A 24,152-nucleotide genomic window follows, 5' to 3' on the forward strand; every position below is an offset into this window, starting at 1 on the left:
CGACGGAACCGGGGGCGGTCGGCCTAGTTTACCCCCTGTCGGGCACCTGGCTGGCGGTTGCCGGATCGATGCCGGCTGCGGCCAGGTGATGGCGCGCGCGCAGGCGCTCATCGATCACCGCCGTCATCAGGGCGCCAACGAAGAACACGACGGTGGCGTAGTAGATCCAGACCAGCGAGATCACCAGCGCACCCATCGAGCCGTAGGCACTGCCGGGGGCCACGGTGGCGATGTAGACGCCGATGCCGTAGCGGCCCAGTGCGAACAACGCCGAGGTGATGGCACCGCCGATGAAGGCCTGGCGCCAAGCCACGCGGCGGTCGGGCAGGTAGTGGTACATGAAAGCGAACCCCACCGCGTACAGCAGCAGGCTGGTGACGTAACCCAGCGCGGGGAGGATCGAGGGCAGTTGCGCGAAGGCCACCTGCAGTACCGTGGTGGCAGTCATCGACAGGATCAGCAGGAAGCCCAGGGCCAGCACCACGCCGAACGAGAACACGCGCTTGCGCAGCCAGGCCTTGAGGCCCTCCAGGCGCTCGCCGCTGGTGCGGAAGATGAGGTTCAGTGCGTTCTGCAGCTGCGCGAACACGGCGGTGGCGCCCACGAACAGCAGCAGCGTGCTCCACAGCCCTGCCAACGAGCCGACGTCGGGCTGGTTGTCGGCGTTCTTCAGGACGGTCTCGGCCACGATCGCAGCACTGCTGCCGGCCACCGAGCTGATCTGGTCGACCAGCGCCTGCTGTGCCGGCGGGTACAGCGAAGCGGTCAACCACAGCAGCAGCACCAGCAGCGGTGCCATCGACAGCAGGGCGTAGAACGAGACGGAGGCGGCCTGGGTCAGCACGTCGACGTCGATGAAGCGCTTGGCCACCGCCATCGGAAAGCTGTCCTGCAGGCGCTTGAGATACTTGTGCAGGGACACGGGAACGTTGAGCTCGGGTTCAACCATGTGTGCGGTTGTAGCAGGCGACCGACGAAGGTGCGGTGAAACGGGTACATCAATGGGGTCAGAGCCCTTTCGCGTTGCGAAAGGGATCCGACCCCGTTGCCGGATTACGCCAGCTGCTGCTTGACCAGCTTGGACACCAGGCCCATGTCGGCCTGGCCAGCGAGCTTGGGCTTCAGGGCGCCCATCAGCTTGCCCATGTCGGCCGGGCCGGAGGCGCCGGTCTCGGCGATGGCGGCCTGGATGGCGGCCACGATCTCGGCTTCGCCCATCTTGGCCGGCAGGTAGGCTTCGATGACCACGATCTCGGCGCGCTCGATCTCGGCGAGGTCTTCGCGGTTGGCGGCTTCGTACTGGCTGACCGAGTCCTTGCGCTGCTTGACCATCTTGTCGAGCACGGCGATCACGGCGGTGTCGTCCAGCTCGATGCGCTCGTCCACTTCGCGCTGCTTGATGGCGGCATTGATCAGGCGGATCACGCCCAGCTTGTGCTTCTCGCCCGCCTTCATGGCGGCCTTCATGTCTTCGGTGAGCTGCTGCTTCATGCTCATGAGGAACCTCGTGGTGGTAGGTGGGGCGGGGCGGATGCCCGAACCCGGAAACGCAAAAAGCCGGCGACGCTCGCGCGTGCCGGCTTCGGCTCCATCGCAACGGGCAGGCCCGCCGCAATGAAGATGCGTCCGATCAGTACAGGCGCTGACGCTTGGTGACGTCGCGCGACGAGCGGCGCAGCTGACGCTTCACAGCAGCGGCGGCCTTGCGCTTGCGCTCCTGGGTCGGCTTTTCGTAGAACTCGCGCTTGCGGGTTTCGGCCAGCACACCGGCCTTTTCGCAAGTGCGCTTGAAGCGGCGAAGAGCAAACTCGAAGGGCTCGTTCTCGCGGACTTTGACGCTGGGCATGGAATCTCCGGGACACAGTAGAACCGGGTCACGCCCGGCGAGCCGCACATTATAGCGGCGAATCGACAAACTGCAAGCGGCCAACCCTGAATACGGGCCGGCGGTTCGAAAGCAGTGAGATCTGCACGCTCCCCGAGGGGACGGCAGGGGCGTCATAATAGCAGGCATGCGAGTCCTTGGCATCGAATCTTCCTGTGATGAGACCGGCGTGGCGGTGTATGACACCGACCTGGCCGGCAGCGCAGCCCTGCGCGCCCATGCGGTCTACAGCCAGATCGCCCTGCACGCCGAATACGGTGGCGTGGTGCCCGAGCTGGCCAGCCGCGACCACGTCCGCAAGCTGCTGCCGCTGGTGCGCCAGACCTTGGCCGACGCCGGTCTGGGTGTAGGCGATATCGATGGCGTCGCCTATACGGCCGGTCCCGGCCTGGTCGGCGCGCTGCTGGTGGGTGCGGGCGTGGCCCGATCACTGGCTTGGGCGCTGGAGGTCCCGGCCGTCGGCGTACACCATATGGAGGGGCACCTGCTGGCACCGCTGATGGAAGACGACCCGCCGCAGGCCCCGTTCGTTGCGCTGCTGGTGTCCGGTGGCCATACCCAGCTGGTGGCGGTGGATGCGATCGGCCAGTACCGGCTGCTGGGCGAAACCCTGGACGATGCGGCTGGCGAGGCCTTCGACAAGACCGCCAAGCTGATGGGCCTGCCGTACCCGGGCGGCCCGCAGCTGGCCAGGCTGGCCGAGCAGGGCACGCCGGGCGCGTACCGCTTCGCGCGGCCGATGACCGACCGCCCGGGGCTGGATTTCAGCTTCTCCGGCCTGAAGACCCAGGTCCTGATGGCCTGGCGCGACAGCGACCAGAGCGACCAGACCCGCGCCGATATTGCCCGGGGCTTTGAGGACGCGGTGGTCGAGACCCTGTCGATCAAGTGCGAGCGCGCGCTGGAAGCGGCCGGGACGAACGTGATCGTGGTTGCCGGCGGTGTAGGTGCCAACAAGCGCCTGCGCGCCCGCCTGCAGCAGATGGCCGAGCGCCTCGGCGGCCGCGCCTGCTTCCCGCGGCCTGCACTGTGCACCGACAACGGCGCGATGATCGCCTTCGCTGGCGCGCTGCGGCTGCAGGCTGGCCAGCACAGCCCGCCGAAGGTGGACGTGACCCCGCGCTGGGACATGGCGACCCTGCCGGCGGTGTGAACCGATAGCGTCGGGCCATGCCCGGCGGACGCATTACCGATGCACTGCCAACGGCGACGCCGCCAGCACGGTTGTCGCCCGCTCATGGCGCTGCAGCCAGCCCAGGGTGTGTGGGCAGCGGGCATGGATCAGCCGCCCGATCGCGGCCAGGTCGGCGCCGATGTCGCGCTCGAGGATGGGCTCGTGATGGGCGATGCGGTTGCGCAGGTGGCGGATGCGGCCAATATCCGCGTGGATGACTTTCCGGATGACACTGGGGTGGGCGCAAGGCGCATGGCGCAGGACTCCGCTGAGTGCCGGTATCCACAGCGTGGAATCGAAGCGACATGTGAATAGCTGCTGCCAGAACACCATAGGCAGGTTGGCGACGATTTCAGGTGTATCGCTTGCGCGACTGGCAAGTTGTTCCAGTGCCGTGCGTGGAGAAGTACTGGACGAAGTTGGCAGCCTGCGTCTGAAGGCATCATTCCAGGGCCAACGTGGACCGTGCTGCCGAACAAGAACCATTGCCGCGGCGTTGCGGGTGACCACCTCGCACAGATGGACCGGCATCATCAGTGCACTGCACAGCCGCATGTTCCAGAGGTAGAGGGATTCGGCTGTGACGTCGGGGCCGCAGGTCGATGCGATTCTCTCGTAAGTAGACAGACGCTCCGCTGACAACGCGCGCCGCAGTACATCGTATGGAGCCATCGTCATGTGCGGTGGTGAAGGAGGGATCGATGTTCGCGAGAGTGGGCGGCGGCGACCATCAGGGAACGTCCTTGTCCGCGCGGCTGATTTTCTGCGTTTTGCCTCGGACGAATACCTGACCTGTCCTGTCGGATTTGGCCTTGACCGGCGATCTGGTCCTTGCCTAATCTGCGTGCCTGCGCCACCGGGACTCGCGGCTGGATTCCAGCTCCCCCTGGGGACAAACGGTAGTACCAAAGGGCCCCGCTAGCAGGGCCCTTTGTTTTTTCCGGGCCGCCCCACGCCGGTGGCCCACCGCCCGTTCCGGGCAGGCTCACCGCCGTGCCGTTACCATGGCCGCCTGTATTCGTGCCGGTAAGCGCAATGGACAAGGTTTTCATCGAAGGGCTGACGATCGACGCCCTGATCGGTATCTACGATTGGGAACGACGGATCCGCCAGGACCTGGTGTTCGACCTGGAAATGGGTTTCGACAACCGTCGCCCCGCAGCCACCGATGACATCGCCCACACCCTGAACTACAAGGCGGTGAGCAAGCGCCTGGAACAGTTCGTGCGCGAGTCGGAGTTCGGCCTGGTCGAGACGCTGGCCGAGCGCTGCGCGCAGATCGTGCTGGACGAATTCGACGTGAAGTGGCTGCGCCTGAAGCTGAGCAAGCCGGGCGCAGTGCGCGGCGCGCGTGCGGTGGGCGTGATCATCGAACGCATGCGGGACTGACCCGGTCGTGCCGGCCGTTGGCCGACGACCCCGGTAGTGCCGGCCGCTGGCCGGCAACCTTGGCAACAACGAAACAGACAGGAGACAACCGATGGTGGACGCGGTGGTGGCGGTACAGTGGCTGGAACGGCTGCAGAACACACTGGAACCCTATCCCGGCGCCTACCTGGCGTTGATGATCTCGGCGCTGCTGATCGCCGCTGGCCTGGCCAACTGGGTGACCAAACGCATCCTGTTACGTGGCCTGCGGCGCCTGCTCAGCCGCCTCCCCGGCGCTGACACCGGCCGCGGCAGCCACCTGATGCGGGTGATCTCGCGCCTGTCCAACGTGGTGCCCAGCCAGGTGATCGCCTCGGGCATCCGCATCGTGCCGGACCTGCCGCCGGGCCTGGTCAGCTTCATCATCGGCGCCTGCCAGGCGTGGGCGATCCTGACCGTGGTGCTGGCCATCTCGCATGCGCTGGATGCGGCCAACGATTTGTACGAGCGCCGCCCCGAGGCACGCAACAAGCCGATCAAGGGCTACCTGCAGGTCGCCAAGATCGTCCTCTTCGTGATCGCCGGCCTGTCGATCGTTGCCACCCTGGCGGGCGTCGACCTGCGCTATCTGGTCACCGGCCTGGGCGCAGCCACGGCGGTGCTGATGCTGATCTTCCAGGACACCATCCTGTCGCTGGTGGCCAGCGTGCAGATCAGTGGCGATGGCCGCGTGCGCATTGGCGACTGGATCGAGATGCCCAGCCAGAACGCCGACGGCGACGTCATCGACATCGCGCTGCACACCATCACCGTACAGAACTTCGACAAGACCATCACCACCATCCCGACCAAGAAGCTGGTGACCGAGTCGTTCAAGAACTGGCGCGGCATGCAGGAAGCCGGTGGCCGCCGGATCAAGCGCGCGCTGTACCTGGACCAGCACAGCGTCGGTTTCCTGGACCAGGGCGACCTGGCCTTCCTCGGCCAGTTCGCGCTGCTGCGCGACTACCTGCAGGAGAAGGAACAGGAACTGGGGCAGTGGAACGGGCGCCTGCGCGAGCAGGGCATGGCCGAGGTCAACAGCCGCCGGGTGACCAACCTGGGCACGTTCCGCGCGTATGTGGAGCGCTACCTGCGCAGCCATCCGGGCATCCATACCGACATGACCCTGCTGGTGCGGCAGCTGCAGCCGACCACCGAGGGCCTGCCGCTGGAGCTGTACTGCTTCACCCGCAGCACCGCCTGGGGCGAGTACGAGGCCGTGCAGTCGGACATCTTCGACCACCTGCTGGCGATCCTGCCAGCCTTCGGGCTGCGCGTGTTCCAGGCGTCCAGCGACGCCATGTTGATGGCCGGGCAGCGCCAGCTGGCCGGCTCGGAGTAAGCTGCGGTGGCCCCGACGGAGCCATACGGACCCCGCTGGTGGCTGAAACTGAATGAAGAAACCTCTCGCCAAATGGCTCGGGATCGCTAGAATGCCGGGCTTGTAAACGTTTTCATCAAGGACTGCCGGTGGCCTCCGAACGCATCGAATCCCTCATTGCCCAGATGACCGTCGAGGAAAAGGTCGGCCAGCTGGGTGTCTTCGCGGACATGGTCCGCCCGTTCGCCCCGGACGTGAACCCGGAAGCCAACGTGCGCAATGCCGACCAGGTGCTGCAGCAGGTGCGCGAGGGCAAGGTCGGCTCGCTGTTCAATGGCGTGGGCGCCGAGCTGGGCCGTCGCATCCAGCAGGTCGCCACCGAGGAGAGCCGCCTGGGCATCCCGGTGATCCTGGCCGCCGACGTCATCCACGGCATGCGCACCGTGTTCCCGATTCCGCTGGGCGAGGCCGCCAGCTTCGAGCCGGACCTGGCCGAGCGCACCGCGCGCGCCACCGCCATCGAGGCCACGGCCGCTGGCCTGCACTGGACCTACGCCCCGGCCGTGGATATCGCCCGCGACCAGCGCTGGGGCCGTGGCGCCGAAGGGGCCGGTGAGGACGTGGTGCTGGGCTGTGCGTTCGCCGCCGCCCGCGTGCGCGGCTTCCAGGGCAGCGACCTGCGCGCCGCCGATTCGCTGCTGGCCACGCCGAAGCACTTCGCCGCCTACGGCGCGGTGATGGCCGGCATGGAATACAACATGGTGGACATCTCGCCGCAGACCCTGCGCGACGTGCACCTGCCACCGTTCAAGGCCGCCTTCGATGCCGGCGCGATCACCGTGATGTCCTCGTTCAATGACATCAATGGTGTGCCGGCCAGTGCCAACGCTGAACTGCTGACCGACATCCTGCGCGGCGAATGGAAGTTCCCGGGCGTGGTGATCTCCGACTACACCGCCGACATGGAGCTGGTCGCCCACGGCTATGCCGCCGACGACCGCGATGCCACCGCCAAGGCGTTCACCGCCGGCCTGGACCTGAGCATGCAGAGCGGCTTCTATGCTGAGCACCTGCCGGGCCTGGTCGAGAGCGGCGAGGTGCCGATGGCGGTGCTGGATGAGGGCGTGCGGCGCATCCTGTGGCTGAAGGAAACCATCGGCTTGTTCGACGACCCGTACCGTTCGCTTGACCCGGCACGCGAAGCCGATACCTCGTACCTCGACGCGCATGACCAACTGTCGCGCGACGCCGCGCGGCGTTCGATCGTGCTGCTGAACAACCGCGACAACGTGCTGCCGTTGCAGAAGACCGGGCAGAAGATCGCGCTGATCGGCCCGTTCGTGCAGGACCGCGAGAACATCGAAGGCTGCTGGACGCTGTTCGGCGACAAGCAGCGTTACGTGGACCTGGAGACCGGCGTGCGTGCCGCCATCGGCGACGAAGCGCTGCTGGAAATCGTGCCGGGCTGCGAACTGGAAGCGGCCATTCCAGGCGGTACCGAAGCGGCGGTGGCTGCCGCGCTGCGAGCCGATGTGGTGGTGTTGGCGCTGGGCGAACCGCAGCGTTACAGCGGTGAAGCACAGTCGCGCGTGGAGATTACCCTGCCGCCGGCACAGCAGGCGCTGGCCGAGGCCGTGGCGATGACCGGCAAGCCGCTGGTGGTGCTGCTGCGCAATGGCCGCGCGCTGGCGCTGCAGGGCGCGGTGCGCAATGCACAGGCTGTGGCGGTGACCTGGTACCTGGGCACGCAGACCGGCCATGCCGTGGCCGATGTGCTGTTCGGCGACTACAGCCCGTCCGGCCGCCTGCCGGTCAGCTTCCCGCAGGTGTCCGGCCAGCAGCCGTACTTCTACAACCACCCGCGCACCGGTCGCCCGGAACTGCCGACGATGTCGGAGTTCAAGGCCCGCTGGCGCGAGATTCCGAACGAACCGCTGTACCCGTTCGGCCATGGCATCGGCTACACCACCTTCGCCTACGGCGTGCCGCAGCTGAGCACTGCACAGCTCGGCTGGGACGACACCCTGACCATCACCACCACGCTGACCAACACCGGCAGCGTTGCTGGCGAGGAAGTCGTGCAGCTGTACATCCACGACCGTGTGGCCAGCCGCGTGCGTCCGGTGCGCGAACTGAAGGACTTCCGCAAGGTGGCACTGCAGCCGGGCGAGTCGACCGACGTGGTGTTCACCCTGACCCGCGAGCAGCTGGCGTTTACCGGCCGCGACGGCGTGCTGCGTGCCGAGCCGGGCCTGTTCGACCTGTGGGTGTGCGCGTCCTCGGCGGCTGGCGAAGCGGTGCAGTTCGAACTGCTGAAGGCCTGATTGAAGAAAAAGGGGACGGAGGGGATTAAGTCGTTAGTGGCACAAACGACTTAATCCCCTCCGTCCCCTTTTTGTTGCCGTCACTGTGGCGGCGCTACCATCGGGCTTCCTGTTTCGATGGAGTGCGCGCATGCGCCGGATGGCCTACCTGATTCCCGCCCTGATGCTGGCCGCCTGTTCGCAGCCGGCGGCACCGCCGGCCGAGCCTGCGGCGGATGCGCCGCCGCCGATGGAGGCCAGCGCGGCAGCGACGCCTTCCGCTGAACCGACAGCGCCGGCTGCTGGACCCGCCGACTTAGCACCGCCCGCACCAGCAGCCGAGGCGCCCGCCGAGGATGCGCGTGCGCGCATCGAGTCGCTGCTTGGCGATGCCGCGCAGTTCGAGAAGGTCTTCAATGCGTTCAAGACCGCCGTGGTTGGCGGTGATCGCGCTGCGGTGGTCGAAGAAGTGCGATTCCCCTTGAACATCAGCGGCGGAAAGAAGATCTCCGGCCCCGGAGAGTTCCAGCGCAACTACGAGAAGATCATCACGCCGGAGGTGGTCAAGGCAGTGTCCGAGCAGGACTTCGGCAAGGTGTTCGTCAACCAGCAGGGCGTGATGATCGGCAGCGGCCAGGTGTGGTTGAGCGGCCAGTGCCTGGACCAGGCCTGCACGAAGACCGAGGTGAAGGTCATCACCATCCAGTAAACGCAGACGGCCCCGCGTGCGGGGCCGTTTGGCAGGGTAGTGCCGGCCGCTGGCCGGCAACCGCCGGGTGCCGGAAGGATCCAGGTGCCGGCCAGCGGCCGGCACTACCGGGGCATCAGGTCTTCGGGGTGAGCTTCAGCAGGCGCGCCTTGCTGCCGTCTTCCAGCAGCCACAGGGCGCCATCCGGACCCTGTTCCACTTCGCGGATGCGCTCGCCCATGCTGAAGCGCTCAGCTTCGCGCGCGCCGTCGCCATCAAAGGCCACACGCACCAGCGAGGTCGACGACAGGCCACCGATGAAGCCGCTGCCCTTCCACTGCGGGAACAGGTTGCCGCTGTAGATCACGAAGCCGGCCGGCGAGATCACCGGCGTCCAGGTCACCTTCGGCGCGGCGAATTCCGGGCGCGTGTCGTGGTCGGGAATCGGCCGGCCGTCGTAATGGTCACCATTGGAAACGATCGGGTAGCCATAGTTGGCGCCGCGCACGATCAGGTTCAGTTCGTCGCCGCCGGCCGGGCCCATCTCGTGTGCCCACAGCTTGCCGTTCGCGTCGAAGGCCATGCCCAGAATGTTGCGGTGGCCCAGCGACCACACCTGCGCGGCAACGCCGCCCTGTGAGGCGAACGGGTTGTCGGCGGGCAGGCTGCCATCGTCGTTGAGGCGGATGATCTTGCCGAGGTTGCCGCCCATGTCCTGCGCCGGATCGAACTTCTGGCGCTCGCTGGAACTGATCCACAGCTTGCCGTCGGGGCCGAACGCGAGGCGATGCCCGTAGTGGCCCTCGCCGCTGACCTTGGGGCTCTGCCGCCAGATCACCTTCAGGTCCTTCAGCTGGCCACCGCCGTTGGCATCCAGTGCCAGCGTGGCCCGGGCCACGGCAGCACCGCGGGTGTCCAGCGTGCCTTCCTCGGCGTAGCTGAGGTAGATCACGTGATTACTCGCGAATTGCGGGTGCAGGATCACGTCACCGAAGCCGCCCTGGCCGCCGTAAGCGACCTTCGGAACGCCGGTGATCTCATGCTTCTGGCCGCTGGCCAGGTCCAGGTGCTGCAGCTTGCCGCGCTTTTCGGTGACCAGCAGGCCGCCGTCCGGCAGGAAGGTCATCGCCCACGGCTGGTCGAACCGGCTGATTTCGGTGGCGGTGAACGGGCGCTGGTCGGCAGTGGTGGAGGCAGCGGGCGCTGCGGTCTGGGCGCCGTTGGCGGCGGGGTCAGCGGCATTGCAGGCGGAGGTGGCAAGGATCGGCACAAGGCCGAGGGCGAGCAGCAGGGGCGTGCGGGTCATGGGTATCTCCAGTGCGGGGATGCGGATGGCCGGGCTGTCCCTTGTATACCACTGGCGCCGTGAGCGTCGTGGCCCGAAGGTCCTGCGACCCCTGTGCGAGCGCGGCGGGATCGTCTAGGGTGGGCACGCCCGGGCAAAGCGTGCCCGTCTGCCTGCCAAGGACCTGCAATGAACACTGCCATGCCCCACAAGCCCTCCACCGCCTTCATCGCCGCCTCATGGGTGGCGCTGCTGCTGGGTGCGGCGGCCTACCTGATCGGCCTGTTCAACGCCACGATGGCGCTCAACGAGAAGGGCTACTACCTGACCCTGCTGCTGTTCGACCTGTTCGCGGCGGTGTCGCTGCAGAAGAGCGTGCGCGATCGCGTGGAAGGCATTCCGGTGAGTGGCCTGTACTACGCGCTGTGCTGGTTCGCGTTGCTGTCGGCGCTGATGCTGCTGCTGGTTGGCCTGTGGAATGCCACGCTGGCACCGAGCGAGAAGGGCTTCTACGTGATGGCGTATGCACTGTCGCTGTTCGGCGCGGTGGCCGTGCAGAAGAACACCCGCGACCTGATCGCCGCCGGTGGTGGCGGGAGCAAGCACAGCGCGATCGTGCCGCCGCTGCCGGAACAGGAGTGATCGATCCGGTGTAGAGCCGAGCCATGCTCGGCTCAGTCGAGCATGGCTCGACGTTACAGGCGTGGTGCGAGAGCCGAGCGTAGGCTCGGCTCTACAGAAGCATGGCGCTATCGCTTCAACAGCGGGTCCGCCAGATGCGCTTCGTCCCAGCCACGGCGCACGGCATTGCGTGCCTGCGCCCATTCCAGCCGGCTGCGGCCACGCTCGCTGGCCCAGCGCGACTCCAGTTCAGCTTCGACCTGTTCGTAGGCGCGGATCATGTCCTGCGCACGCGCGGCGTGGCCGATGCGGTAGGCCGGCTCGTAGTCCTCGAAGAACAGCTGGTCGTCGTAGTACGGCTCGGCCGTGTAGCGCTCGCGCCAGTAATTGCTGACCGCATCGCGCGGCGTGCTGTCGTCCGGTACGCGGCCGGGGATCTGGTACTCGGTCATGGAAGGCTCCGTTGTGGACGAAGCCTGATCCTGCCTGCGTGGCGGTTAACGGCCCGGTCCGGCAGCGTGATCACCAGATCAATCCGCCGGGCATGGCCCGGCGCTATCGGTCATCCGGCGTCGGCATCCTTGCGCGGCAGCTTGTAGATCACCGCGCCGATGGCGAACGCCACCAGCGCAGCAGCGATGTTCTGCCAGCTGGCACTGGCGAACAGGGCCAGGCACAGCAGCAGCGCCAGTACCGGAATCAGCGGGCCACCCGGCAGCTTCAACGCGCCCGGGCGGTCGGCGTAGCGCTTGGCCAGTACCAGGACTGCTGCTGCAGTGCCGATGTAGGCGAACAGGCGCGTGGTCATCGACAGCAGGGCCAGCTGCACGAACGAACCGGACAGGGCCAGGCCCAGCGCGATCAGGCCTTGGCACAGGATCGACGCGGCCGGCGTGTGGAAGCGCGGATGCACCTGCGCCAGGATCTTCGGCCCATAGCCATCGCGGGCCAGTGCGAACAGGAAGCGTGGGCCCATCATCATCGTGTTGCTGTTGGTGCCGAGGATGGAGATGGTGGCGCCGACCGTCAGGATCAGCGCCAGTGCTTCGCCGCCGAAGCCGGCAGCAGCATCGGCCAGCGGCGTGGCCGAGCTGGCCAGGCCGGCCAGCGTGCCCTGTGCCACCACCTGCACCGCGCCGTAGATGACGGTGACGGTGATGATCATGGTGATCAGCGCGAACGGAATATCGCGACGCGGATTGCGGTACTCGCCGGCGGCGGCCGGGATGTTCTCGAAGCCGGCATAGGCGTACAGCAGCAGCAAGGCGGCCTCGCCCATGCGCTGCAGGTCATGCGGGTCCGGACGCTGGCCGGAGAAGGCCAGCTGTGGGTCGATGTAGAACGCACCGATGGCCACGAACAGCAGCAGCGGCAGCATCTTGCCGATCACCAGCACCACGCCGGTACGCGCGGCCGAGCGCACGCCGATGATGTTGACGCCGGTCAGGAAGCCCAGTGACACCACGATCACCGCGATGCGCCCCATGCCGGCACCGGCCCACGGCCAGAAACGCGCGACGGCATCGGCCAGCGCGTTGCTGAGTGCGGCCGCCGAGCTGATGCGGGTCAGCCAGATCATCCAGCCGATCTCGAAACCGGCGAAGCGCCCGAACGCCTCGCGTGCATACAGGTAGCTGCCGCCGGGTTCATCGAAGTAGCTGGCGGCCTGCGCATAGCACAGCACCAGCAAGGCCACGACGATGCCGGCGGCGACCACGCCCCACAGGCTGAAGGGGCCGAGCAGGGCGACGGTGGCGGCCGGCAGCAGGTAGATGCCGCTGCCGATCACATCATTGATCGACAGGCCGACGATCTGCCAGCGGCTGACCGCGCGTTGCAGCTGCGGTTCGTCCTGTGCGCTCAATGGCCGTCTCCATTCAATGAAGGCAGCCCCCATTGCGCCTGCAGTCGCCTGTACTCGGCGCGCGGCAGCAGCACGAAACGCGGCGCGTCCTGCGGCCGCAGCCAGTCCAGCAGTGCCTGCATGCGTTCCTGCGGCATGGCCGTGCAGCCGGCGGTGGCCTCGCCGGGCTGGCGCCACAGATGGGCGAAGATGCAGCTGCCCTTGCCGGGCTGGTTGTCCGGGTTGTGGGTGATCACGAAGCCCTCCCGGTAGCGCACGTCGCCCTTGTTGTGCAGATCCAGCCGCATCGGCTCGGTGGAGCCCTTGACCGCTGCATTGCCGACCTTCTTTTCATCAACGATGCGGTTGTAGAACGGCGAACCGGGCACGTCCATGCAGTAGCTGCTGTCCAGCATCGGCTGGTAGGGCATGGCGGTGCCGCGGCGGGTGACGGCATAGCCGAACGCACTGCCGAGCGCGAATATGCCGGCCGGGCTGCGGCCATCGCCTTCCTGCTTCTGCGGGCCGTCGGCCTGCGCCGGGTGCAGGCCCAGGCCCCAGGCACTGCCGGTGCGGCCGAGCGCCACCGGGAACGCCTGTCCATGCGCGTGCCAGCCCTTGCCGTCGCGCACATAGGCCTGCAGTTGCCCCTGGGTGCTGTCCCAGCCTTCGCTGGTGACCACGATCAGCTGGCGCGCGCCATCCAGCGGCGCCGCGTGAACGGACACCGCCGTAGCAAGCAGCAGTGCAGCGGTAGCGAGACGGACCAGTGATTTCATCAACAGGTGCTCCGGTCAGGAATCCAGCAGGTGGTCGATCCGCTCCAGGTTCACCGCAAGCTGCTGCTGGCGGTCCGGATTGGTGTGGCAGAGCAGCACGAACAGGAAATCGAGCAGGGCGTGCATGGCGCTACGGTACAGCAGCTGCGCGACCTGCGGCGTGCGATCGTGCGCGCACACCACCAGCGCTGCGTCAGCATGCGCGCGCAGCGGGTTGGCGGTATGGCGGGTGATGGAAATCATCTTGCCACCCATGTCCTGGAACTGGCGCGACAGCTGCGATAGCTGCGGCAGGTTGCCGAATTCGGAGAACACCAGCAGCGCATCGCCCGGGCGCGCGGCCGAGAGGTTGGCCAGCATCAGGATCGGGTCGGTGTGGGGTACCACCAGCAGCCCGAGCAGCGACAGCCGCATGGCAAACTCGCGGGCGAACAGGCCGTCGTCTCCCAGGCCGTACACGAACAGCTTGGGCGCACCGTCGAGCAGCTGCACGATGCGCTCGATCTCCGCGCGTGGATTGGCCTGGCGTGTTTCCTCCTCGGCCTGCGCCTTGCTGCGGCGCAGCGCCTCGCCCAGGCGCAGGTAGTCATCGCCGCTGTCGGGTTCGTCGGGCGCCTGCTGCGGATCGGCACCGGCGCGGGCGACGTCCTGGCCGATGGAGTACTTCAGGTCCGGGTAGCCCTTGAAGCCGAGCTTCTGGCTGAACTTCACCACGCTGGACTGGCTGATGCCGAGCGCACTGGCCAGCTGCTGTGACGAGTAGTCGCGCAGCAGGTGGGCGTTGTCGAGGATGAAGTCGGCGATGCGGCGCTCGATGGCCGACATCTGCCCGCGCTCGGTGCGGATCTTCAGCAGGGGCGGCATGCGGGGTGTCCGGGCATGTGTGGGCGCGTTGCGGCTGGCAGCGTAGAGCGTGTCATGGAATGGGTCGAGCGGGTTCCAGCCTCGAAGAGGTTACGGAGCGCAGTTGTTGCTTTTGACGTTGAGTCCGCCTTCAAGCGAGCCGGGCACCGCAGGTCCGGCGAGGGCGAAGAGGCGCGGGTGTCTGAGGGTAGCGAGTTCCCGCGCCGTCCCTCGACGGGCCGAGGAGCGCAGGGAACCGGTGCGTAGCACCGGCTCGCGGCCGGCGGAGCGTTTCTTTTGGTTACTTTTCTTTTCGCGAAAAGAAAAGTAACGCGCGACCCAACGCCAGTGGCACGCAACGTCAGCCGCAAGGCAGAAATCAACCCAGCATCTCCAGCCCACGCACTTCGGTGATGCCCAACCCCGGCACGTCGCTGATGCTGATCTCCGATTCGTTGAAATGCACGCCGCCGCTGACCGGGTCGAACTGGCCCAGCGAGGGACCGTCGAGGTCAACCTTGGTGATCACATCACTCTTGGCCACGGCCAGGTGCACGGCTGCGGCCACGCTGATGCTCGACTCGATCATGCAGCCGATCATGCACGGCACGCCGTAGATGCCGGCGATGTCGGCGATGCGGATCGCGTTGGACAGGCCGCCGGTCTTCATCAGCTTGATGTTGATGATGTCGGCCGCGCGCTGCTGGATCAGGTCCATCACCTGGCTGGGGCTGAACACGCTTTCGTCGGCCATCACCGGCGTGTTGACGCGGTCGGTGACGTACTTCAGGCCGCTGATGTCGGCCGCTTTCACCGGCTGCTCCAGCAGTTCAAGCACCACTCCGGCGTCTTCCAGGGTACGCATCGCATGCACCGCCTGTTTGGCGGTCCAGCCCTGGTTGGCGTCCAAGCGCAGCAGGGCGCGGCCTTCCACGGCGGCATGGATCGCCTTGACCCGTTCGATGTCCAGGCCGATGTCCTTGCCGACCTTGATCTTCAGCGACTCGAAGCCGCGTTCGATCGCCGACAACGAATCGGCCACCATCTTGTCGATGTAGTCCACGCTGATGGTGATGTCAGTGGTGATCACCGGGTCACCGCCACCGAGCATCTGGTACAGCGGCGCACCGTGCAGCTGCGCCCACAGGTCGTACAGCGCGATCTCCACCGCCGCCTTGGCGCTGGTGTTGCGCTCCATGGCGGTCTGCACCAGCGTGCACAGATGGTTGAGGTTGACCACGTCCTGGCCGATCAGGCGCGGGGCGATGAAGTGGCGGATCGCTTCGATGATCGAGCCGTGCGTATCGCCGGTGATCACGGCGGTGGCCGGGGCTTCACCGTAACCGGTGTTACCGCTGTCGGTGCGGATCAGTACGACCACGTCTTCCACGGTTTCCACCGTGCGCAGCGCGGTCTTGAACGGTGTCTTCAACGGCACGCGCAGCATGCCCAGTTCGATGGCGGTGATCTTCATTCGGGAGTCTTGGCCCGCAGGCGCTGGATGTTGGTGATGCGGTCGATGTAGCGGACGGTGTCGCTGGCCATCATCGGCTCCAGCGGCGTGACCGAAACACCATTGAGATGGGCCTGCACGCGCGTGCCGTCGGCACCGAACCAGCTGCCGCCCGCCGTATCGTGGATCACCCAGGTGCGGCCGTCGACGTGGCCGATGGCCATCATCACGTGGCCGGGGATGTAGACCAGATCGCCGACCTTCAGGTCGGTGACGGCACGGTCGCGCAGTGCCTTGCCGACCTTGTCGGTGAACGGCAGGCGATCCAGTGCCGGGCTGACCGCCTGTGCACTGGTATTGCGCGGCAGCAGCACGCCGAAGCTGCGGTAGATCTCGGAAACGAAACCGCTGCAGTCGCGCGTGTCGTAGTCGTGGCCCCAACCGTAGCGCTCGCCGAGGAACTTGAAGGCCTGCTGCAGCAGCAGGCGCGGGGTCAGTGGCAGGTAGTCGGCGGCGGTGTCCTGCGAGCGCGGCAGCAGCGCTGGTACCAGCTTCAGGCGGCCATCGGCTTCGCGCACCGGCAACTGCACCACCCACGAGGCGTGCGCCTGCTGGCCGTTCACCGGTTCTGAAGCGGGCCAGTCGGCCAGCACCGGCAGGCGCACGCCCATGTCCAGCTGCAGGCGCGATACGCGCGGTTCCTCCGGGGTGTAGGCGGTTTGCGCGGTCGCGCCGGTGACGATGCGGTAAGGGCCCTTCGTGCCATAACCGAGCACCGTGGCCTTGTCGCCGCCGGCGATGGTGTCGGCTTCGATCCACGCGCTGTAGCGCTCGCTGTGCACGAACAGCCAACGGCCGTCGGCGCTGCGGTGGACCACGGCGACCTTGTCGCCGGGGAACAGTGCCGATTCCTGGAAGCGGTCGATGTCGGTGTCACCGGCAGTGCTGAAGACCCGCTCGCGGGTGGGGAAGGTACGCAGTGCCGCGCGCTTCACCACCAGCCCGTAGGCCGGTGCCACCTTGGCAGGGATCGCATCGAGACCGAGGGTGGCTTCGATCGCGCTGCGCAGCGCGGGTGCGATCGCCTGGCCCTTGTCGTTGTAGAGGGCGCGGGTGGGCCAGCTCGACAGCGCGGTGATGCTGGCGCGAACCGTCGCCGCATCAAGCTGGGCGGGCAGTGCGGCGATGTCCTGGATGTGGCTGTCCTGCGCCCGCATCCGCGCGTTCTGTGCTTCGATCTGCGCGCGATCCAGAATCGGCGCATCGGCGTTGTCCAGGCGCGCGGCCCAGTACTGCGGGGTCAGATAGGCCTCGTGCAGGCCGATCACATAGGGCAGCGGCGCACCCGGGTCGGGCGGTGGGGCCGCCTGTGCAAAGGCCGGAGCGGCCAGCAGGCACAGGGCCAGGGTCAAGCGGCGCGGCCAATGCCGGTGCCGTTCGCGGAAAGCCAGGCTCATGCGGTGCACACCCTCCTCGAATGCCTGTTGGAATATTTATTCCTTTTGGCTCCGAAAGCAAGAATAAATTATTGACCAACATCCCGGCCCGTGTTACACAGCCGTTACCACCCGCGCTGGGGAAGTGTCGCTGTGGATCCTGCCGTTCGCAAACCGCGTCTGACTGCCGCCGCCGGCCTGGGTGCCGTGTTGCTGCTGTGGGTGTCGGCCACGCAGGCGACGGATGGGCATAGCAGCCAGCAGCGGGCGCGCCAGACGCAGGTGATCGACCTGATCGACAGCGGTCGCTTCAGCGATGCCGAAGCGCTGCTGGCAACGGCAGGCGATACCACCGAGGGGACCTTCCAGCGCGAGCGCATGCGCCGCATCCGCCTGGATTTTTCCCTCGACGAGGCCGCGGCCAAGGCGGCCGTGCGCCGCTGGATTCCCGATCTGACCGACGAGGAATTTGCGCGCTGGGACCAACTCGGCCTGATCGAGCATCTCGATACCGATGGCGAGCGTTGGTACTTCAAGCGCGCACCGTCGAACCTGTTCCTGCTCAGCGACGAAGCACGCGCGCGCCGCCGCACGGATGCACCGATGCCGCCTCCGGGCCCCAACGAAGTGCTCAACGCCCACCACGCAGGCGTGGTTGCCGCGGCCGAACAGAGTGGCCAGGCGTCGGTACTGCCGCAGCGCTACGAATTCACCCAGTCGCTCACGGTGAAATCCGATGTGGTGCCCGCCGGTGAAACGATCCGCGCGTGGATTCCGTACCCGCGCGAAATCCCCGGGCAGCAGGAACAGGTGCAGTGGCTGGGCAGCACCCCGGGCAAGGCGCGGGTGGCACCGGCCAGTACCCTGCAGCGCACCGCGTACCTGGAAGCCAAGGCAGTGGCTGGGCAGCCGACGCGCTTCGAGATCCGCTACGCGGTCACGATCCTCGCCCGGCATACCGCGATCGACCCGGCCAAGGTACAGCCAACCCCGGCTGATCCGGCCTTGAAGCCCTATCTGGCCGAGCAGCTGCCGCATGTGCGCTTCACCCCGGCGCTGAAGCTGTTCTCCGACCAGGTACTGCAGGGCGAGACACGTCCGTATGAAGTGCTGCGCAAGCTGTTTGCTGCCGTGGATCGCATTCCCTGGGCCGGTGCGCGCGAATACTCCACGCTCAGCAACATCAGCGATTACGCGCTGCATGCCGGCCATGCCGACTGCGGCCAACAGACCCTGCTGCTGATCGCGCTGCTGCGCATGAACGGCATTCCCGCGCGCTGGCAGTCGGGCATGGTGTTCTCCGGCGATGGCAGCGGCTACAACAACCTGCATGACTGGGGGCAGGTCTACCTGGCGCCGTATGGCTGGCTGCCGATGGACGTGACCACCGGCGCGCTTGCCAGCGATGTGCCTGCACTGCGCGATTTCTACCTGGGTGGCCTCGACGGCTACCGCATCGCCTTCAACGACGATTTCGGCCAGCCCTTCGTGCCGGCCAAGCAGCACTTCCGCTCGGAAACGGTCGACTCGCAGCGCGGCGAGGCCGAGTGGGCAGGCGGCAACCTGTACTTCGACCAATGGAGCTACGACTTCCAGTGGCGGGTACTGCCAGCCAGGCAACGCTAGCGCGACACACCGCATTCCACACCATTCAATTCTTGCAGGAGAGAGCAGGGGATGAAGGCTTACAGCATCAAGCGGGCGGCGTTGTGCGTCGCCCTTGGGGCGTGTCTGGGCGTAGTGCTGCCCGGCATCGCGATGGCACAGAACGTGAGCGGCGCAGTTGCCGGCCGTGCAACCGCGGGCGACCAGGTGACCGTGGTCAGCAACAGTACGGGTCTGACGCGTACCGTCACCGTCGGCGCCGACGGCAGCTACCGCCTCGGCCAGCTGCCGGTAGGTGACTACCAGCTGCAGCTCAGCCGCGATGGCCAGAAGCTGGGCGATCAGATTGCTGTCAGTGTGGCAGTAGGCGGAACCACCACGGTCAACCTGGCCAGTGGCGGCGGCGTCACCAATCTCGATGCGCTGCAGGTGGTCGGCACCCGCGTGGTCAACCGCGTGGATGTCTACTCCACCGAGACATCCTTCAACATCAACCGCCAGGAGATCTCGCGGCTGCCGGTGGCGCAGGACCTGTCTGCGGTCGCGCTGATGGCGCCGGGCGTGGTCGGCGGCAACTCGTCATTCGGCGGCCTGTCATTCGCTGGTTCATCGGTGGCCGAGAATGCGGTCTTCATCAATGGCCTGAATGTCACCGACATGTATACCCGTCGCGGCTTCAGCACCGCGCCGTTCGCCTTCTTCAAGGAGTTCCAGGTCAAGACCGGTGGCTACTCGGTCGAGTTCGGCCGCTCCACCGGTGGCGTGATCAATGCGGTGACCCGTTCGGGCAGCAACGAATTCGAGGGCGGTGTTGAAGTCACCGCCGAGCCCAGTGCGTGGCGCGCCAGTGGCGGCGATCATTTCCACCGCGACGGCACCCCGCATTCCTATGGCAGCCGCGACAACAACTCCTTCCTGAAGACCAACGTGTGGGGCTCCGGCCCGATCGTCAAGGACAAGCTGTTCCTGTTCGCGATGTACGAAGACCGCAGCGACAAGGGACACAACACCTCGTCTGATGGCAGTACCTGGTTCAAGAACGACTCCGGCAACGGCTTCTGGGGCACCAAGCTGGACTGGAACATCAACGACAACCACAGCCTGGCGCTGCTGGCGTTCTCGGATGAGGGCGATGTCACCAATGCGTCGTACGGTTACAACTGGAACGCCGACCAGCTCGGCGCCTGGGGCGGCGATTCGGTCACCGAGACCGGCGGCCGCAACTGGTCGGCCACCTACACCGGCCACTTCGGACAGAACTTCACCGCGCGCGCCATGGTCGGCCAGAACAACCAGCGTGCGTTCACCAATTCATCGCTGGATCAGGCCTGCAGCCCCGTGTTCACCGACAGTACCTACGGCCCGCGCCTGGGCAAGCTGCAGGGCCTGCGCGCAGGCTGCCACCCCACGGGCACGGCAGTGGCCGAGCGTGACGATACCCGTGACGTGGCGCGACTGGATTTCGAATGGCAGCTGGGTGACCACCTGCTGCGCTTCGGTGTCGACCGTGAGTTGATGACCACCAAGCAATCCACACGCTACCCCGGTCCGACCGAACTGAGCTATACCGCCTACGTGGCGCGACCGGGCGATGAAGTCTGGGATGGCGCCAACGCCTACGTGCCGGCGGGCGTTACCGAAATGCTGCGTGCGCGAAACCGCAAATCGGGCGGCACGTTCGAGACTGAAGCCAATGCCTTCTACGTGGAGGACATCTGGAACATCACGCCGAATCTGATGCTCAACCTCGGCGTGCGCTGGGACCGTTTCGAAAACCGCACCGCCGCCGGCAAGGCGTTCATCAAGATGGACGACCTGATCGCGCCACGTGTCGGCTTCTCGTGGGACATGCGCGGTGACGGCAGCACCAAGCTGTTCGGCAACGCTGGCCGCTACTACCTGCCGGTCACCAACAACATCAACGTGAACTTCGCCGGTGGCCTCACTGACGAATACAGCTACTACGTGCTCAACGGCTGGGAGCGGAAAACCTCGCCGACAGGCTCACCGTACATGGCACCGATCGTCGGCCAGCAGATCGGCCCGACCGACACCCGCATGAACACCGGCGGTGCCGACCTGCGCCAGAGTGTGGATCGCGACCTCAAGGCGGTCTACCAGGACGAGTACATCCTGGGCTTCCAGAACATGATCAACCAGGCATGGTCGTGGGGCGTCAACGCCACCTATCGACGGATGACCCGTGCGCTGGACGACATCCGCATCAATTACACCCCGTGCGGCCCGACCCCCAGCACGCTGTGGCCGATCGCCAACCCGGGCGAGAGCCTGACGATCTGGGGCGACAAGAGCATCGGCTGCGCCAACGAAGGCTGGATCACCATTGACACCGCCAACAGCGGCTATCGGAAGGGCGGCAGCGGCGAGGTGATCGGTTACTCCAAGCCCAAGCGCACCTACAAGGCACTGGAGTTCCAGATCGACCGTGCCTGGGACGAGAAGTGGATGTTCAACGCGTCCTACCTGTGGTCGAAGAGCGAGGGCAATTTCGAAGGCCCGGTGAATTCCGATACCAACTACGGCGACACCGGCATGGTCCAGTTCTGGGACCATCCGGCCACCAACGAGCGCTATGGCGTGCTGTTCAACGACTTCCGCCACCAGTTCAAGCTGCGTGCCGCTTACGCGCTGAACAAGCAATGGTCGTTCGGTACCACGCTGCAGGTGCAGTCCGGTGGCCCGATCACTGCCTACGGCGTGATGTGGCCAAACGATTCCATCGCCGGTGGCAGTACTTCCAGCGAGGGAAGCGGCGGTGGTACCGGCTGGCTGTGCGTGGCCAACTGTTCCGGCCCGTACAACCAGCGGCAGTTCGAGTACAGCCCACGCGGTGCGTTCGGTCGCCTGCCGTGGACCTGGACCATGGGCGCCAACGTGACCTGGCGTTTGCCGGTGGAGGGCATCGATCTCAGTGCACGGCTGTCGGTGTACAACCTGTTCAACAACCAGAAGACCATCAACGTGCACCAGCGCTATGAAGCGCAGCCCGGCCAGTACCGCGAAGCGACGTTCGCCACCGGGACGCGCTGGCAGGCCCCTCGCTATACACAGCTGGTGGTGACCTGGAACTTCTGAGGCCACGATCCGCGCCGCCCACCGTGACGGCGCGGGCAATGGAGGGGCTGCTCGCATGTACCACCTGTTGATCGTCGCGGCGGCACTGGCCGCACCGTCCGCTTCGCCGACCGATATCGCCTCCCTCGATGCCGACGTCGCCGCCGTGGTCCAGCACGAGCACCTGCCCGGGCTGGCCATGGCGGTGGTCGACAACGGGCAGGTGGTCTATCGCCACGCCGAAGGCGCGCGTGGCGACGGCGGCCGCATCGACCAGGACACGCTGTTCAAGATCGCCTCCAACAGCAAGGCGATGACCGCCGCGCTGCTGGCGCGGCTGGTGCAGCAGGGCAAGCTGCGCTGGGATGATCCGGTGCAGCAATATCTGCCGGGCTTCCGCATGCACGATGCGTGGGTGGGCGAGCAGATGCAGGTGCGCGACCTGCTGATCCACAACAGCGGCCTGGGCCTGGGCGCCGGTGACCTGATGCTGTGGCCGGAACCGAACGCGTTCACCCGTGCGGACATCATCGCGGGGCTGGCGCACCTGAAACCGGTCAGCAGCTTCCGCAGCCGCTACGCCTACGACAACCTGATGTACGTGGTGGCCGGGGAAGTGGCGGCGGCAGCGGGTGGCAAGCCGTACGACCAGCTGATGCGCGAGCAGGTGTTCGAACCACTGGGCATGACGCGCTGCCAGGTGGGGGCGTGGTCGGTGAAGCGCGTGGGCAACGTGGCGCAGCCGCATGCCCGGCGCGGTGATCGCAATAATAAAGTGGTGAACGCCGATGGAGCGATCAGCCCGGACCAACCCTCGATGGCGGCTGGGGGCATCCGCTGTTCGTTGCGCGACATGACGCGCTGGATGCAGGTGCTGCTGGATCCTGCGCTGGTGCCGGAATGGCTGGGCGCTGAGCAGCGCCGCACGCTGTGGACCCTGCACATGCCCATGCCGCTGGGCGAGCGCCAGCGGCGCTGGGACAACGCGCATTTCTATGGCTACGGCTATGGCTGGCGGGTGTCGGACATGGATGGGCAGTGGAAGGTGGCGCACACCGGCACCCTGTCGGGCATGTACTCGTCGCTGGCGCTGTTGCCTGACCGCAAGGTGGGCGTGGTGATGCTGATCAACGGTGAAGGCGAGGATGCGCGCACGGCATTGATGCAGGCCGCACTGAAACGCTTCACCGCCCCCAATGATGCGCGCCCGGCGATGGAATACCTGGCCGAACTGAAGGCGGACCAGGCCGCTCGTGCGGCAACCGGGCATCAGCGACCTGTGACTTCATCTGCGCAGCGACTCGCGGCTTCCGATCTGCAGCGCTGGCAGGGCCGCTACGCCGATCCCTGGCTGGGCCCGGCCTCGCTGTGCCCGGGCAAGGACGGCCTGCGCTTCAGCGTCGACAAGTCGCCAGCGCTGCAGGCGGCCGTGCTGAAGTTGCAGGGGCGCTGGCTGCTGCGCTGGGATACGCTGGGTGACGATGCACAGGCGTGGCTGCGGCCGGGCGAGGGCCCGGCACCGACACTGGACCTGCGCGCCATCGATCCGGACATCGACTTCAGCTATGACTTCCAGGACCTGCATTTCACTCGTACTGGCGATTGCCCTGGCGGCGACCACCGGCGCCGCTGAGCCACCGCGCGTTTCACCGGCCACCGACGCGGCCAGCGCCGGACTGGTGGAGATCCGCACTTTGTCGCCGCGCATCGAGCTCGATATCCGCTATGCGAGTGCCAACAACTTCACCGGTGCGCGCGTGCCCGGCTACGAGGCGCCATCGTGCTATCTGCTGGCGCCGGTGGCAAAGGCACTGGCACAGGTGGAACAGGACCTGCGCGCCGATGGCTTCGGCCTGCGCCTCTACGACTGCTACCGGCCGGTGCGTTCGGTGCAGGCGTTCATGGCCTGGGTGAACGATCCGCGCGAGCTCTCGCGCAAGGCGCAGCAGTACCCGGATCTGGACAAGCCACGCCTGCTGGCTGACGGCTACATCGCCGAGCGCTCCGGCCACAGCCGCGGTGCCACGGTGGATCTGGGCCTGCTGGATTGCCGCAGCGGTGCATGTGCGCCGTTGGACATGGGCACTGACTTCGACTTCTTCGGGCCACGTGCGCATACGCAGACGAGCGGGCTGAGCACTGTGCAGCAGGCGAACCGCCAGCAGCTGGTGCAGGCGATGGCGCGCCGTGGCTTCGTCAACTATCCGCAGGAGTGGTGGCATTACACCCTGCAGCCCGAACCGGATTCCGGCACCGCGTACGACGTGCCAGTGCTTTAGGCGGTATCGGCAGGGCACCGCCCCGCCTCTGACAGTTTCCCGCGTGGTCCGTTGTAGAGCCGAGCCCATGCTCGGCTGCTCCTTGTTCAATCGTCGAGATATTCGATTTGGATGGAGATTCATCCACGCATGGCGTGGATCTACTGTGGCTA

At 66.5% G+C, this 24,152-nt stretch carries 21 protein-coding genes; 10 read left to right on the forward strand and 11 right to left on the reverse strand.

Translation table 11 applies throughout. The features are described 5' to 3' along the window. Positions 1-28: 28 nt before the first annotated feature. The 3 genes from AC5P8C_RS13780 to rpsU form a co-directional block, all read right to left on the reverse strand. Positions 29-949, reverse strand: a complete 921-nt coding sequence (locus AC5P8C_RS13780; protein WP_019662215.1) for a YihY/virulence factor BrkB family protein — start codon at positions 947-949, stop codon at positions 29-31. A 104-nt stretch (positions 950-1,053) separates the two neighbouring features. After that, a complete protein-coding gene (locus tag AC5P8C_RS13785; RefSeq protein WP_005415013.1) occupies positions 1,054-1,497 on the reverse strand; it encodes a GatB/YqeY domain-containing protein in 444 nt (147 codons plus the stop codon). Between the two features lie 133 nt (positions 1,498-1,630). Then, positions 1,631-1,846, reverse strand: a complete 216-nt coding sequence (rpsU, locus tag AC5P8C_RS13790; RefSeq protein WP_002808376.1) for a 30S ribosomal protein S21 — start codon at positions 1,844-1,846, stop codon at positions 1,631-1,633. Positions 1,847-2,012: 166 nt separating this feature from the next. Between rpsU and tsaD the strand changes: the two genes are divergently transcribed. After that, positions 2,013-3,038, forward strand: a complete 1,026-nt coding sequence (tsaD, locus tag AC5P8C_RS13795; RefSeq protein ID WP_019662214.1) for a tRNA (adenosine(37)-N6)-threonylcarbamoyltransferase complex transferase subunit TsaD — start codon at positions 2,013-2,015, stop codon at positions 3,036-3,038. A gap of 33 nt (positions 3,039-3,071) precedes the next feature. Here the strand turns inward: tsaD and AC5P8C_RS13800 are convergent, their stop codons facing one another. Next, complete coding sequence (locus AC5P8C_RS13800) at positions 3,072-3,737, reverse strand: hypothetical protein (RefSeq protein ID WP_019662213.1); 666 nt, start codon at positions 3,735-3,737, stop codon at positions 3,072-3,074. A gap of 357 nt (positions 3,738-4,094) precedes the next feature. On the opposite strand from AC5P8C_RS13800, the gene folB reads away from it, so the two are divergent. The 4 genes from folB (at position 4,095) to AC5P8C_RS13820 (ending at position 8,802) form a co-directional block, all read left to right on the forward strand. Beyond that, positions 4,095-4,448, forward strand: a complete 354-nt coding sequence (folB, locus tag AC5P8C_RS13805) for a dihydroneopterin aldolase (RefSeq protein WP_019662212.1) — start codon at positions 4,095-4,097, stop codon at positions 4,446-4,448. Between the two features lie 91 nt (positions 4,449-4,539). After that, positions 4,540-5,811 (forward strand): mechanosensitive ion channel family protein, encoded by a 1,272-nt coding sequence (locus AC5P8C_RS13810; protein ID WP_019662211.1) that lies wholly within the window; start codon positions 4,540-4,542, stop codon positions 5,809-5,811. Positions 5,812-5,939: 128 nt separating this feature from the next. Further along, positions 5,940-8,114, forward strand: coding sequence for a glycoside hydrolase family 3 N-terminal domain-containing protein (locus tag AC5P8C_RS13815; RefSeq protein ID WP_019662210.1), 2,175 nt, complete (start codon positions 5,940-5,942; stop codon positions 8,112-8,114). Positions 8,115-8,244: 130 nt separating this feature from the next. Beyond that, positions 8,245-8,802, forward strand: coding sequence for a hypothetical protein (locus AC5P8C_RS13820; protein ID WP_233653321.1), 558 nt, complete (start codon positions 8,245-8,247; stop codon positions 8,800-8,802). Between the two features lie 115 nt (positions 8,803-8,917). On the opposite strand, the gene AC5P8C_RS13825 is transcribed toward AC5P8C_RS13820, so the two are convergent. Further along, positions 8,918-10,087, reverse strand: a complete 1,170-nt coding sequence (locus AC5P8C_RS13825; RefSeq protein ID WP_241875234.1) for a PQQ-dependent sugar dehydrogenase — start codon at positions 10,085-10,087, stop codon at positions 8,918-8,920. A gap of 168 nt (positions 10,088-10,255) precedes the next feature. On the opposite strand from AC5P8C_RS13825, the gene yiaA reads away from it, so the two are divergent. Then, positions 10,256-10,708 (forward strand): inner membrane protein YiaA, encoded by a 453-nt coding sequence (gene yiaA, locus AC5P8C_RS13830; RefSeq protein WP_495218944.1) that lies wholly within the window; start codon positions 10,256-10,258, stop codon positions 10,706-10,708. A 107-nt stretch (positions 10,709-10,815) separates the two neighbouring features. On the opposite strand, the gene AC5P8C_RS13835 is transcribed toward yiaA, so the two are convergent. From AC5P8C_RS13835 to AC5P8C_RS13860, 6 genes are all read right to left on the reverse strand, one after another. Then, positions 10,816-11,139 (reverse strand): hypothetical protein, encoded by a 324-nt coding sequence (locus AC5P8C_RS13835; protein ID WP_019662206.1) that lies wholly within the window; start codon positions 11,137-11,139, stop codon positions 10,816-10,818. Between the two features lie 110 nt (positions 11,140-11,249). Continuing rightward, the gene (locus AC5P8C_RS13840) at positions 11,250-12,551 is read right to left on the reverse strand and encodes an APC family permease (RefSeq protein ID WP_005407814.1); all 1,302 of its coding nucleotides are present in this window, start codon (positions 12,549-12,551) and stop codon (positions 11,250-11,252) included. Then, entirely contained in the window at positions 12,548-13,309 is a 762-nt protein-coding gene (locus AC5P8C_RS13845) for a L,D-transpeptidase family protein (protein WP_495218945.1), read from the reverse strand. The genes AC5P8C_RS13840 and AC5P8C_RS13845 overlap by 4 nt, the downstream gene beginning before the upstream one ends. A 15-nt stretch (positions 13,310-13,324) precedes the next feature. After that, the gene (locus tag AC5P8C_RS13850; protein ID WP_019662204.1) at positions 13,325-14,173 is read right to left on the reverse strand and encodes a MurR/RpiR family transcriptional regulator; all 849 of its coding nucleotides are present in this window, start codon (positions 14,171-14,173) and stop codon (positions 13,325-13,327) included. Positions 14,174-14,531: 358 nt separating this feature from the next. Then, positions 14,532-15,626: a dipeptide epimerase gene (locus AC5P8C_RS13855; RefSeq protein WP_058981456.1), complete on the reverse strand. Its 1,095-nt coding sequence runs from the start codon at positions 15,624-15,626 to the stop codon at positions 14,532-14,534. After that, positions 15,623-17,062 carry a C40 family peptidase gene (locus tag AC5P8C_RS13860; protein WP_019662203.1) on the reverse strand — a complete coding sequence of 480 codons (1,440 nt, stop codon included), beginning with the start codon at positions 17,060-17,062 and terminating at the stop codon, positions 15,623-15,625. The genes AC5P8C_RS13855 and AC5P8C_RS13860 overlap by 4 nt, the downstream gene beginning before the upstream one ends. A 132-nt stretch (positions 17,063-17,194) precedes the next feature. On the opposite strand from AC5P8C_RS13860, the gene AC5P8C_RS13865 reads away from it, so the two are divergent. Genes AC5P8C_RS13865 through AC5P8C_RS13880 form a run of 4 tightly spaced genes read left to right on the forward strand, consistent with a single transcriptional unit; the run spans position 17,195 to position 24,000 of the window. After that, positions 17,195-18,667: a transglutaminase-like domain-containing protein gene (locus tag AC5P8C_RS13865; protein WP_197597674.1), complete on the forward strand. Its 1,473-nt coding sequence runs from the start codon at positions 17,195-17,197 to the stop codon at positions 18,665-18,667. A 51-nt stretch (positions 18,668-18,718) separates the two neighbouring features. Next, a complete protein-coding gene (locus AC5P8C_RS13870) occupies positions 18,719-21,742 on the forward strand; it encodes a TonB-dependent receptor (RefSeq protein ID WP_495218946.1) in 3,024 nt (1,007 codons plus the stop codon). Between the two features lie 55 nt (positions 21,743-21,797). After that, on the forward strand, positions 21,798-23,354 hold the full coding sequence (locus AC5P8C_RS13875; RefSeq protein WP_495218947.1) for a serine hydrolase domain-containing protein: 1,557 nt from the start codon (positions 21,798-21,800) through the stop codon (positions 23,352-23,354). After that, the gene (locus AC5P8C_RS13880) at positions 23,287-24,000 is read left to right on the forward strand and encodes a M15 family metallopeptidase (RefSeq protein WP_019662199.1); all 714 of its coding nucleotides are present in this window, start codon (positions 23,287-23,289) and stop codon (positions 23,998-24,000) included. The genes AC5P8C_RS13875 and AC5P8C_RS13880 overlap by 68 nt, the downstream gene beginning before the upstream one ends. The last annotated feature ends 152 nt before the right edge of the window (positions 24,001-24,152 follow it).

This window comes from Stenotrophomonas sp. YJH_SMC_46, assembly GCF_059370315.1.

What these genes read in the sequence shown, in the direction of transcription:
- AC5P8C_RS13780 (WP_019662215.1), bottom strand. Translation starts at nt 949, where the DNA reads ATGGTTGAACCCGAGCTCAACGTTCCCGTGTCCCTGCACAAGTATCTC.
- AC5P8C_RS13785 (WP_005415013.1), bottom strand. Translation starts at nt 1,497, where the DNA reads ATGAGCATGAAGCAGCAGCTCACCGAAGACATGAAGGCCGCCATGAAG.
- rpsU (WP_002808376.1), bottom strand. Translation starts at nt 1,846, where the DNA reads ATGCCCAGCGTCAAAGTCCGCGAGAACGAGCCCTTCGAGTTTGCTCTT.
- tsaD (WP_019662214.1), top strand. Translation starts at nt 2,013, where the DNA reads ATGCGAGTCCTTGGCATCGAATCTTCCTGTGATGAGACCGGCGTGGCG.
- AC5P8C_RS13800 (WP_019662213.1), bottom strand. Translation starts at nt 3,737, where the DNA reads ATGACGATGGCTCCATACGATGTACTGCGGCGCGCGTTGTCAGCGGAG.
- folB (WP_019662212.1), top strand. Translation starts at nt 4,095, where the DNA reads ATGGACAAGGTTTTCATCGAAGGGCTGACGATCGACGCCCTGATCGGT.
- AC5P8C_RS13810 (WP_019662211.1), top strand. Translation starts at nt 4,540, where the DNA reads ATGGTGGACGCGGTGGTGGCGGTACAGTGGCTGGAACGGCTGCAGAAC.
- AC5P8C_RS13820 (WP_233653321.1), top strand. Translation starts at nt 8,245, where the DNA reads ATGCGCCGGATGGCCTACCTGATTCCCGCCCTGATGCTGGCCGCCTGT.
- AC5P8C_RS13825 (WP_241875234.1), bottom strand. Translation starts at nt 10,087, where the DNA reads ATGACCCGCACGCCCCTGCTGCTCGCCCTCGGCCTTGTGCCGATCCTT.
- yiaA (WP_495218944.1), top strand. Translation starts at nt 10,256, where the DNA reads ATGAACACTGCCATGCCCCACAAGCCCTCCACCGCCTTCATCGCCGCC.
- AC5P8C_RS13835 (WP_019662206.1), bottom strand. Translation starts at nt 11,139, where the DNA reads ATGACCGAGTACCAGATCCCCGGCCGCGTACCGGACGACAGCACGCCG.
- AC5P8C_RS13845 (WP_495218945.1), bottom strand. Translation starts at nt 13,309, where the DNA reads ATGAAATCACTGGTCCGTCTCGCTACCGCTGCACTGCTGCTTGCTACG.
- AC5P8C_RS13850 (WP_019662204.1), bottom strand. Translation starts at nt 14,173, where the DNA reads ATGCCGCCCCTGCTGAAGATCCGCACCGAGCGCGGGCAGATGTCGGCC.
- AC5P8C_RS13855 (WP_058981456.1), bottom strand. Translation starts at nt 15,626, where the DNA reads ATGAAGATCACCGCCATCGAACTGGGCATGCTGCGCGTGCCGTTGAAG.
- AC5P8C_RS13860 (WP_019662203.1), bottom strand. Translation starts at nt 17,062, where the DNA reads ATGAGCCTGGCTTTCCGCGAACGGCACCGGCATTGGCCGCGCCGCTTG.
- AC5P8C_RS13870 (WP_495218946.1), top strand. Translation starts at nt 18,719, where the DNA reads ATGAAGGCTTACAGCATCAAGCGGGCGGCGTTGTGCGTCGCCCTTGGG.
- AC5P8C_RS13875 (WP_495218947.1), top strand. Translation starts at nt 21,798, where the DNA reads ATGTACCACCTGTTGATCGTCGCGGCGGCACTGGCCGCACCGTCCGCT.
- AC5P8C_RS13880 (WP_019662199.1), top strand. Translation starts at nt 23,287, where the DNA reads ATGACTTCCAGGACCTGCATTTCACTCGTACTGGCGATTGCCCTGGCG.